This is a genomic window from Edaphobacter sp., from assembly GCF_035532915.1.
Lineage (GTDB): Bacteria > Acidobacteriota > Terriglobia > Terriglobales > Acidobacteriaceae > Edaphobacter.
Map to the genome: position 1 here is coordinate 1 of NZ_DATKQC010000258.1, position 10,817 is coordinate 10,817.

Annotated in this window: 8 protein-coding genes and 1 tRNA gene; 5 read left to right on the forward strand and 4 right to left on the reverse strand. The window is 57.7% G+C overall.

The window, feature by feature from the left end:
- Together VMU57_RS23075 and VMU57_RS12460 are read left to right on the forward strand one after the other, a co-directional pair.
- Positions 1-261 (forward strand): hypothetical protein (locus VMU57_RS23075; RefSeq protein ID WP_414648643.1); only part of this gene is annotated, 261 nt, incomplete at its 5' end.
- 172 nt (positions 262-433) lie between these two features.
- Positions 434-2,908 carry a TIM-barrel domain-containing protein gene (locus VMU57_RS12460; RefSeq protein ID WP_325383849.1) on the forward strand — a complete coding sequence of 825 codons (2,475 nt, stop codon included), beginning with the start codon at positions 434-436 and terminating at the stop codon, positions 2,906-2,908.
- Positions 2,909-3,506: 598 nt separating this feature from the next.
- Here the strand turns inward: VMU57_RS12460 and VMU57_RS12465 are convergent.
- A tRNA-Pro gene (locus tag VMU57_RS12465) sits at positions 3,507-3,583 on the reverse strand.
- 313 nt (positions 3,584-3,896) lie between these two features.
- Here VMU57_RS12465 and cysD point away from each other — a divergent pair.
- From cysD to VMU57_RS12480, 3 genes are read left to right on the forward strand one after another with little or no spacing between them, the layout of a single operon-like run.
- On the forward strand, positions 3,897-4,829 hold the full coding sequence (cysD, locus tag VMU57_RS12470) for a sulfate adenylyltransferase subunit CysD (protein WP_325383851.1): 933 nt from the start codon (positions 3,897-3,899) through the stop codon (positions 4,827-4,829).
- A complete protein-coding gene (cysN, locus tag VMU57_RS12475; protein ID WP_325383853.1) occupies positions 4,830-6,476 on the forward strand; it encodes a sulfate adenylyltransferase subunit CysN in 1,647 nt (548 codons plus the stop codon).
- Complete coding sequence (locus VMU57_RS12480) at positions 6,473-7,168, forward strand: phosphoadenylyl-sulfate reductase (RefSeq protein WP_325383855.1); 696 nt, start codon at positions 6,473-6,475, stop codon at positions 7,166-7,168. The genes cysN and VMU57_RS12480 overlap by 4 nt, the downstream gene beginning before the upstream one ends.
- Positions 7,169-7,404: 236 nt before the next feature.
- On the opposite strand, the gene VMU57_RS12485 is transcribed toward VMU57_RS12480, so the two are convergent.
- The 3 genes from VMU57_RS12485 to pelA all read right to left on the reverse strand — a co-directional run.
- On the reverse strand, positions 7,405-8,316 hold the full coding sequence (locus tag VMU57_RS12485) for an OmpA family protein (protein WP_325383857.1): 912 nt from the start codon (positions 8,314-8,316) through the stop codon (positions 7,405-7,407).
- A gap of 248 nt (positions 8,317-8,564) precedes the next feature.
- Positions 8,565-9,116, reverse strand: a complete 552-nt coding sequence (locus VMU57_RS12490; protein ID WP_325383859.1) for a DUF2393 family protein — start codon at positions 9,114-9,116, stop codon at positions 8,565-8,567.
- A gap of 420 nt (positions 9,117-9,536) precedes the next feature.
- On the reverse strand, positions 9,537-10,817 hold a 1,281-nt coding region (gene pelA / locus VMU57_RS12495), incomplete at its 5' end, for a pectate lyase (protein WP_414648642.1).

Below are 10,817 nucleotides of genomic sequence, written 5' to 3' on the forward strand. Positions count from 1 at the left end.
CAAGAAGAGAACATGCGCCTGAAGCAGCTGGTGGCGGAGCTAACGCTGGATAAGGCGATGCTGCAGGACGTGCTCTCAAAGAAAGGTGAAGCCTTCACGGCGTGGACCGATGGTAGAGGCACTGGTGGGTCGTATGGCGTATCTCCCAGCAAAAAGGGAGCATCGCTGAACCCGCCGATGGAGGAGAAGAGGTTGAGATGGTCGAGTGTGACTTCGAAGGTCTGCATGCCTCCCATGGAGAGACCAGCCATGGCGCGATGATTGCGATCGGTGAGAGTGTCATTAATATCTTGACCATTTACAGCGATCACCGCGGATGAAGGGAAGTGTCGGATCACCTTCTTAGACGTCGTGAGAGGGAGCCTTCTACAATTTGGGATGGCAAGTAGCATGCTTCCCGTAGTATGGGAGGCGCCAGTGTGCAGGAGAAAAAATGCAGATTTCGTGGCTGTTGGACGGGTGGGAGTGTGTTATTCGCGGGCTTCGGGGAGGGCGGTATTTCGTCCGGCCGTCGCTGGTGCTTGGGCTGAGTTCTTTGCTTCTGACATTGTGGCTCGGCGGAGCAGCAATGGCCCAGAGTGGTCCGCTGGTGCTGCAGCGCGATGGGCGAGTGATTTCGCTGGCTCCCTATGCTCCGAATATTCTGCGAGTGACGATAAGCACCGATCGGGCCGCGGCGACAAGCGATCCAGGATATGGATTTGTGGGTAAGCCTTCCGCGACGGGATGGACCCATGAGCGCGATGCGGAAGGCGACGTCTTCCGATCTGCCCGTATGGTGGTTCGCGTCTCGCCGGAGAACCCGTCGAAGGATAAGCTGCCGAAACCTATGCCGCTCGATGCTCTGAACAGCCAGTTGCGCGATATCTACTTCGGTGGCGGAGGTGGTCATCGTCAGCACAACGACTCGCTCGTGGTGTCAACAGCCGAAGGCAAGACATTGCTGCATATGCGCAGCTGGATCATGTCGCCTGAACGCCCGGAAGTCGCCCAGTTAGACTCCGGCAAACGGGGCTACCGTGTTGCGGCTGTGTTCGACTCGCGCGCCGACGAGCACTACTACGGATTGGGGCAGCAGCAGAAGGGCTGGATGGACCTGCGGGATCACCAGATCCGATGCTGGCATGACTATGGCGCGATTGGAGGCGAGGTCGTCTGTGTGCCCTTCATGGTTTCGACAAGGGGCTACGGGCTGGTCTGGGACAATCCATCAAAAACGACGGTGGACCTCGGTTTTAACGGGCAGAATGTGTGGTCGTCCGAGGTCGGAGACCGAGTATCCTACTTTGTCATCGCGGGCGAAACCAGCGACGAGATCTATGAAGGTTATCGGCGGCTGACCGGCGTCTCGCACATGCTGCCTCGGGCAGTCTACGGCTACATCCAGAGCAAGGCCATCTATCCCACGCAGCAACAGATTTTGGATGTAGCGAAGGAATATCGCGAGAAGAAGCTGCCGCTCGATGTGGTTGTCGTGGACTTCCTCAACATGACGAGGCAGGGCGAAATGGATCTGGACCCTAGGCGATGGCCGGATCCAGCCGCGATGAATCGTGAGCTGCATGCAATGGATGTCAATACGCTTCTGAGCGTGTGGCCGCACTTTTCGCAGGGCACCCAGTTCTATGACATGCTGCTCGACAAGGGATGGTTGGTACATACGCGCGACGGAAAGCCCGACTCGGGAGGCTACAAGGATGTCATCGGGCCGAACATCGACACCACCAATCCCGAAGCGGCCAAGTGGTTCTGGGAAAAGATTCGCGACCGGTATGTGAACCCGTACGGGTTTGATTATATTTGGCTGGACGAAACGGAGCCAGATGTCGATCCGGCGAAAGACGTGTTCTTCATCGGCTCGGGAACGCGCTTTTACAATGTCTATCCGCTCTTTCATACAGCTTCGGTGTACGAAGGATTCCGGCGGGATTTTGGGGATAGCCGGAGGGTCATGATTTTGGCGCGAGCCGCGTACCTGGGGGCACAACGCAACGGCACGGTCTTCTGGTCTAGCGACATCGTTTCGACGTGGGACATGCTGAAGCGCTCGATTCCGGCGGGCCTGAACTTTACAGCGAGCGGAATGCCGTACTGGGACACGGATATCGCAGGGTTCTTCTCGCCCTCGCTTCCGGCGGACTACCACGCGGAACATAAGCCGTTGATTGATGGATCGGATGTACGGGGCACCATCGGAAACTATGAGGACTATCCCGAACTGTTTGTGCGATGGTTTGAATGGGGCGCGTTTCAGCCTGTGATGCGCGCGCATGGAGAACGAAATCACAACGAAGTGTGGTCGTATGGCAAGCAAGCGGAGCCGATCCTTGCGAAATATCTGAAGCTCCGTTACCAGCTTCTGCCGTACACCTATTCGATTGCGTATCGCAGCTACCAGACGGGCGCTCCGTATATGCGGGCGCTATTCATGGATTTCCCCGAAGACCCTAAGGCCGCGAATATTCCGGACGAATATATGTATGGACCGGCCTTCCTTGTAGCCCCGGTAACGGAACAAGGCGCGACGCACCGGCCGGTATATCTGCCGGCAGGGTGTGATTGGTACAACTACTGGACCAATGAACGGCTACATGGAGGGCAGACAATAGTGGCGGATGCTCCGATCGATACGCTGCCGCTTTTTGTAAAGGCTGGAAGTATTGTGCCCCTTGGATCGGAGGTCCAGAGCGCACAGCAGCCACAGACGATCGCGTCAGTACGGGTGTATTCGGGAGCGGACGGAAAGTTCACACTCTTTCAGGACGACGGTAACACTTATCAGTACGAGAAGAGCGGCGGCAAACTCACGAATATCACTTGGGATGATGCCGCGCATCAGCTGAAGCATGAAGGTGCACCGGCGTGGAGCGGAACGGATCGATCAGTTGTAACGGTCGTGACCAAGTAGACTCAATCGGGCTCGGCCTCAGCAAACAAGAAGGATATCCCACAGTTGAGTTCGATTTGTAGATGATTGCAGATTCGTGGTACGGCTCCGGTTGAAGTCGCGAAGAAGCCTTCGTGTCCAGCCAACGTGGGTTTATACACACCAGCAAGAGCTTCCTGGCCTCTTGCGACTCTGCCATATGTGAGATTTCGTCGCGCCGCAATCGAGGAGTTTATGAAAGGGAAGTGACTTGTCAGAAGTCTCTATGAATCGTGCCGGGGACTGACATGGACACACCGCAAGAACTCGACGCAAGGGCAATATGAGTTCTTGTTACCTCATACCTCCTACCGAGGTGGGGCGACACGAAACTGGAGGATTTGAAAGCGATGGAACCGCAGGAGTTCTTCAACTCGTTTCATCCGAGGCTTTCGCCTGAAAACATTCGCTTGATGCATGGAGGGCTGCGAACCGCTGTGAATTAAGCCATTGTCTGGGATCTGATCTCCCGGAACCCATGGGAGGAACGAGTGGAGGCGGTCACACGCACCATCGATGCCGTGTTTCCATTCAATTGGAATTCCCTGATTTATCAGTCTCTCTAAGAAATTGATTTAAATGGTCGGGGCGAGAGGATTCGAACCTCCGACCCCCTGGTCCCGAACCAGGTGCGCTACCAGACTGCGCTACGCCCCGAATGTACTACGGTGAGATGCCGATGGAGTGGGACGCTTCGTGTTGCTCAAGCGCTTGGGAAGGCTTGCTGAACCGCCGTATCGACTGACTTAGTTTAGCAGATATTTTCGAGCGGTTGCGGCTGGACTGAACGCCATTTATAGTTATATATATGGTGTCTCCTATCATCTGCGCTTGTTGTTGTTGCCGGATGGTCTTTGCGCGCTGTCCGCGCTAGCGACCCATACCCCTTTCCACAATCCAAACCCTTTGCTCAGAAGCGCTCGGTTTGCGTTTCTTTGAGATCCAGCTTTTTGGGAGACAGGCAACTCTAATGATTGCTACAGATATAGAAGCGGTACGCCAAGCCGCCCAGTTAAACCACCTGCAGGCGCTCGAGGCCGAGAGTATCGCGATTATGCGAGAGGCCGTGGCCGAGTTTGCCCGCCCTGTCATGCTCTATTCGATAGGCAAAGACTCGTCGGTCATGTTGCGGCTGGCGCAGAAGGCCTTCTATCCGGGCAAGATCCCGTTTCCTCTGCTGCATGTCGACACCAGTTACAAATTTCCCGAGATGATCGCCTTTCGTGACGAGTACACGAAGGAAATTGGCGCTGACCTGATCGTGCATCGCAACGAAGAGGCGATTGCTTCAGGCGCCAATCCCTACACGCTCGGAACCCAGAACTGCTGCGGCCTCTTGAAGACGCGAAGCCTGCTCGATGCCCTCGAAGAAGGCGGCTTCGATGCCGCGTTCGGCGGCGCACGCCGCGATGAGGAGAAGAGCCGGGCCAAGGAGCGCGTCTACAGCTTCCGTGATACGGCCGGGCAGTGGGACCCCAAGAACCAGCGGCCGGAGTTGTGGAGCCTTTATAACTCCCGGCTGCGCAAAGGCGAGAGTATCCGCGTGTTTCCCCTGTCGAACTGGACGGAGCTGGATATCTGGCTCTATCTCTACGCGGAAAAAATTCCCATCGTGCCGCTCTACTTTGCCAAGGAGCGTCCGTTGATCAGGCGGGGCGGAGCATTGACGCTGTATCGCGAAGGCATGAAGCTGTTGCCGGGCGAAAAGGTCGAGAACATAAAGGTGCGGATGCGCAGCCTCGGTTGCGCTCCATGCACAGGCGCTATGCCCAGCGAGGCGGACACGCTGCCGAAGATTATCGAAGAGTTGATGACGTTCCGGCGCAGTGAGCGCGAAAATCGCGCGATCGACCACGACGAAGAAGGCTCGATGGAGACGAAGAAGCGGGAGGGCTACTTCTAAATGGCAACCCACACTGTAATACCCGAGTCGTCGGTGCGGTTCGATGAGTTTTTGGACGCACACCTTGAGCAGGAGATGCTTCGCTTTACCACTGCGGGAAGCGTCGACGATGGCAAGAGCACGCTGATCGGACGACTGTTGCACGACACCAAAAGCGTCTATGAGGACCAGCTTGCCGCCGTGGCGAAGAGCCGCGTCAACCGGGCCTCCGGCGGCCATGTGGACTTCTCCCTGCTGACCGACGGCCTGAAGGCCGAGCGTGAGCAGGGCATCACCATCGACGTGGCTTACCGCTACTTTTCTACGTCGAAGCGCAAGTTCATCATCGCGGACACGCCGGGCCATGAGCAGTACACTCGCAACATGGCGACCGGTGCCTCGACGGCGGATGTTGCCATCGTCCTGATCGATGCCAAAGCCTATCTGAAGCAGGGAAGTCTGCTGCCACAGTCGCGACGCCACACCTACATCGCCTCGCTGCTGGGCATTCCGCATGTGGTCGCCGCAGTCAACAAGATGGACCTGGTGGGCTACTCGCAGGAGACCTTTGCGGCGATTCGCTCGGAGTTTCTGGAACTGGCCCGGCGCCTGGGCCTCAAGAACGTCGAGGCAATTCCGGTCAGCGCGCTCGAGGGCGATAATGTCGTCACCTCCAGCAAGGCGACGCCGTGGTACTCCGGTCCAACCCTGCTCGAGTATCTGGAGACGGTGCCGCTGGGAGCCGGTGAGGTCAACGGTCCCGTGCGCTTTCCTGTGCAGCTTGTTCTGCGGCCCGATGCCAACTTCCGCGGCTTTGCCGGACAGGTGGCGCGTGGAACCTTGCGCGCTGGCGAGCGAGTGATTGCGTTGCCTTCGCGGCGCGAGACGACAGTCAAGCGCATCGTGACTTACGATGGCGATCTGGATGCCGCCGCCTACCCGCAGAGTGTGACCGTGGAGCTTGAAGACGAGATCGACCTCAGCCGTGGCGAGATGCTGGTCTCGGCCTCGGACGCCTCCGATGCCCTGCCGCAGATCAGCAGGCACTTCCGCGCCATGGTGGTGTGGATGCATGAGGATCCGCTGGTCGTCGGGCGCACCTATGTTGCCAAGCACACCACGCGGACGGTACGGGCCACGGTGCGCGCCATCCGGCATCGCGTCGATGTTGGAACGCTGGAAGAGGTCTCCGCCAACCAGCTTGAGATGAATGAGATCGCCGAGGTCGAGTTCGAGACCAGCCTTCCGCTCTTCTTCGATTCGTATGCCGACAATCGGGGAACTGGTGCTCTGATCCTGATCGATGGCGTGACCAACGCCACGGTTGGCGCGGGAATGATCGTTGCTGCGATGGAGACTTCGGCAGATGCTGCGACACGCACCGTGCTGGTATGGGTGCCGGAGCAGAAGCCGTTGGCAGCCCGGGTCGTCGAGGCCCTGCAGCTTCGCGGCGAACGGGCTGTGCTGGTGGACGACGCATTGATCCCTGACGCCGCTCTGGCCGGTGCGGTACGAGCGTTGCAACTGGCAGGCGTTATTGCGGTCACGGCGCGCTCGTTGGATGTGGATGCGCTGGCCCGCATTGAGGGCTTCGCCGAGGACGGTGTTTTGCTGGGCGAAGGTCGAGACGCAGACGAGATTCTGCGGTTGGCAGGAGTGAGCGAATGAGCGTACTTGAAGCTGGTATTGACTACGAAACGTTGACGGCTGAAGACCTGGTGGCGCAGATCCTGCGCGATTCGGCAGGGAAAAATGTCTGCCTCACGAGCAGCTTTCAGACCGAGGACATGGTCGTCCTTCATCTGTTGCGGAAACATCTGCGCGATGTTCCGGTCATCTTCCTGGAGACGGGCTATCACTTCAAGGAGCTGATCGCCTACCGTGATCGGATGGTCGCGGAGTGGGGGCTGAACCTCGTCAATGCAATGCCCTTGACCACTCTCGAAGAGCACGAGGCCAAGTACGGCCTGCTCCACATTGTTCAGCCCACGCAGTGCTGCCAGATTCGCAAGGTGGAACCCCTGATGCGATCTCTGGAGCCATTTGACTGGTGGTTTACCGGGTTGCGGCGAGAGCAGTCGCCCACACGAGCGGGCCTGAAGAAGGTCGAAGATCACAAACTCCCGACCGGCAGGCATCTGAAGAAGGTGAGTGTCCTGGCGGACTGGGTTTGGGATGATGTCACTGGGTATGCGGAGAATCATGGCATCCCGGAGCTTGAGCTTTATGCCCGTGGCTACACCAGCATTGGCTGCGAGCCATGCACGGCGATTCCCGAGGCAGGCGCGGACGCCCGCAGCGGCCGCTGGGGCGGCAAGAAGCTGGAATGCGGCATCCATACCTTTTCTGAAAAGAGCTAAGACTCTGTAAGTCGATTGATAGGGAGGCCTTCGGGCCTCCCTATTCCGCTTGTACCGCGCCACCGAGACAAATAACTGGGATCACAAGCAAAAAAACGGCCCCTCGCTAGAGGGGCCAATCTGCCTTGGTTCTCTCTGGTTAGGAGAGGTTTTTGCGAGCGCGATCTATGTCGCTGACTCGGCAAACTTGCGGGTGACATGGGGGTAGTCCCTTACATGCCACCCTTAGGGGAGGGCTACTGCTCCGGGGGTGCACTCACACCCGACGTCGCCGAGGCGGCTGCGGGGGAGCTGGGCACAACGTTATTGGCTGAGTTGGAGTTCATCGAGGCCAGGCTGTTATGCATCAGCGCAACCTTTACACCGTTCGTGATCGCATGATCGCCATCTTCCGACTTGACAGTATTACGGCCCATGCCGGTGCGATAGATGCGATAGACCGGCACCTGATGCTCTTCCACGAGGTAGCGAACCACCGAGTCGGCCATCGCCTGCGAGGTCTGCACGCCATTCCGGCTATAGCCCTCTACCTCAACGATGTAGCCCTTTTGTCCCGCCAGCTTCGTGGCCAGGTCATCGAGATCAGCCTTGCCCTTTGGCCCCAGAGCCGTACGGCCCTTGGCGAAAGGAATCGCCGCCGAAGTTACCTCGGAGTATTGGTCAAGATTGCCGACCGTCGTGTTCAAAGCATCCGTCCGGGTGCTGGCCGTGCCTGCGAGAGTCTGAGCAGAGTTCGCTGTGGTGGCTGCTGCCTGAGCGTGCTCATCGGCAGTGTTGGCAGCATCCATGGCGCGGTGAATTCCAGCCTGAGAACGGGTATCTACGTCGCGGATGTCATTGGCATTCTTCGCCTGAAGCTGATCCAACTCGTTGTCGCGATCCCTGATCGGATCGAGCTGTCTCTTCACCCACTTCTTCCGGGCGAAAGGATTCACGTGACCCCAGAAGCCCTCTTTGGACTCCATGGTCAACGGCTTTCCAGTGGCATAAGTGCTGCTGTCCGCCGGATTCATGGTTGAGGTGCTTGCCGCATTGGTCGTTGAGGTCTGAACAACTGGGGACTCATTCGACTGCGCGAGCGCTGTGATGCCCATCGCGCCACCTAAGATGAGAACTGAGAGGCCAAAAGTACTGCCGGATTTCATCATCGTTTTGCTCCTTGTGTACAGTCCTGCGTCTGTTTGGTCAAACGTCGACACTGTGACTAGAGCAACCACCATGCCAAACTAAAATAGCGTGGCAAGTAGTTCAAAATAAATGGTTTATATGATTTATTCCGCTGCGCCCCACCCGGACAAATTAGAGCCCCCTCAAGCAAAATCTTCCGGTCGGCAGGTAACTATTGCTGACAACGCATGTCACCGCTAAACCGGAAGATTTTGTTAGGTCGTCTACCCTACTTAGTCTCTACCCCAACCACGCGCACCTCCGGCATCTCCATATTCCAATTCTCAGGAATGGACTCGAAGATGAGGCGGAAGTCGCGTTCGTCACCCGGCTTCAGCGGCGAGGAGCCCAGAGATTGCGTATCAATATAGGGCTGCCTTGTACGGATCAGCGTGAGTGGCATCGTATTGATCGTCGGCGATGAACCCTCCGCGTTGCCGAACAGCACCTGGACGGTAATCCCGGTGACAGTCGCGCTACCGGTATTTTTGATATGCCCATCGACAAAGGTGGATTTTCCCCCTGAAATGCTCGTCGATTCGCTCATCGCAAGCCCCGACAAGGGCAGATTTCCGGCATAGGCTGCCAGCGGCTGCACGCTATTGGTCGGAGTCGCCTTGCCTTTGCCCCGGCTGGCCATCACCATTCCAACCACCACCAAAACCACCACCAGCGCCGCAATCACCCAGGCGGCCATCGGTATCCCGCCGCTGGCAGGAGGCTTGGTTCCAAAGATCGCCGGTTCCCCTGTGCTACGCCCCGTATTTTCGGTTTGATTCATATCGCTCATATAGCCGAGATTTTATACTTTTGCCGGGAAATCTTCCCCCGGCAGGAACCAAGCTCGCGTCCCAGCCTGATTCTTAGCTAAATTTTTATCTCGGAACGGAACTTATAGGTGCATCATCGCGTTAGAAACAGCATCTACTTCTTCATCAGGAGAAGCACATGGACTCCCCAAATGAAATTCTGCTATTCTCCGTGCCAGTGACTCTGCCAGGACAGCAAGCGATAGATTCCCCGGCCGTGCAGGAATCAGGGCTGCCTGTCCGAACCGATCTCTTGTACCAGATCGCGGCCTTGACTGCCGGAATTATCTTGCTCGTAACAGCCTTCTAAAGGCCACCTAAAGAGCGACAGATTGGGCGCAATGCCATTGGCCTGTCTCCTCGCGTCCATCTCATTCAATTTTCTGCTGAAATCAATGTGCTGTGGAAAGACGCGCGCTCCAGGCGGCATAGGTGTCGATTGCCTGCTTCGGCTCGGAGCCATACCACGCATAGCCGTTGCGGCGTTCCAGCGACAGGTCGCTCACGGTATCGTGAATCGTCTTGTCCCGGTCGCCGAAGATGGGTTTTCCGGACGTGATGCTGTAATAGCGCGCCCAGATCGGGCTGGCTCCCGCTTGTGGCTCAAGATGACGGCCACCCGAAGTATTTCGTCCCCCTATCCACACCTGTCCATCGATGGCGTTTGCCTTGAGCCAGATAATGCCTGCCTGAACGGAAGCGATCACAGCAGGGGAGGGATGCGGCAGTTCCATCAGATAGAGCAGTATGTCGGTGCTCTCTCCCGTAGCCAGTGCAACCGGCTCGAAGTTGCGCGCGGATACCGGAGTAAGGGTAAGCGCGTCGTGCTGTTGCGCCCAGATGGTGCGTTTGCCTTCCACCATGATCTGCGTGGCCAGAATGCACTCGAGCGCGAGGCGTGCAGCAGCGCCCGACTCGCGACGAAGGGAAGCGGGGACGAACGCGTAGTCGCGACCGCCTTCAGCGACGGCGGTCAGCACCTCCGCCGATTCGGTGACGGCGTTGTCGTTGTACGTGATGGCGTCGTGATATCCCCCCTCAAGTGGCCAGACCTGTGGCCAGCCTCCGTTGGGAAACTGGGCGGCGAGCAGATAGCGAATACCTTTGATAAAGCTGGTGCGATAGAGATCGCCTGCCTTACCCGGAGTCGCTGCGGAGACCAGTGCAAGGAAGTGAAGTTCCGTATTGGTCGCGTCGTTATCCAGTGTTCCGACGTAGTTCCAATGAGGGTCTTTCGGGGCATCGAAGTCGTCTGGCCCAAGGTGCTTGGAGAGGTTGTCGGTGGTGTAGCTCTGGCCGCGCAGGCGAGCCTGACCACTCATATCAAGGTTCTTGCTCCACCCTCCGGCAGGCGTCTCAAAGCTGACGATCACATCCGCAATGTGCCGTGCCTCCGGCGTTCCATACCAGGCGGCATCGCGATGCAGCGGCATACTGCGCGCACTGAAACTCTCTTTTGGCATAGGAGGCTCAGGCATCCCCGGCGTGCGCTCGGCGGCAAGCGTAGCGCGATCGGCGCCCATCTGCTTCTGCGAGCGGTCAAGATAGGCGGTCCATGCAGCGCGATCTTTCGCAGGAAGTTGTGCGATCCTTTCGACGGTAATGGATTCCGCCGGTTTGCTGGTGCCGATGATGGCCGCATAAAGCGGCGTAAACACGAGAAGGCTGGCGAG

Bases quoted from the DNA above. Each gene is read 5' to 3' on its own strand.
- VMU57_RS12460 (WP_325383849.1), top strand. From the start codon at position 434: ATGCAGATTTCGTGGCTGTTGGACGGGTGGGAGTGTGTTATTCGCGGG.
- VMU57_RS12480 (WP_325383855.1), top strand. From the start codon at position 6,473: ATGAGCGTACTTGAAGCTGGTATTGACTACGAAACGTTGACGGCTGAA.
- cysN (WP_325383853.1), top strand. From the start codon at position 4,830: ATGGCAACCCACACTGTAATACCCGAGTCGTCGGTGCGGTTCGATGAG.
- VMU57_RS12490 (WP_325383859.1), bottom strand. From the start codon at position 9,116: ATGAATCAAACCGAAAATACGGGGCGTAGCACAGGGGAACCGGCGATC.
- VMU57_RS12485 (WP_325383857.1), bottom strand. From the start codon at position 8,316: ATGATGAAATCCGGCAGTACTTTTGGCCTCTCAGTTCTCATCTTAGGT.
- cysD (WP_325383851.1), top strand. From the start codon at position 3,897: ATGATTGCTACAGATATAGAAGCGGTACGCCAAGCCGCCCAGTTAAAC.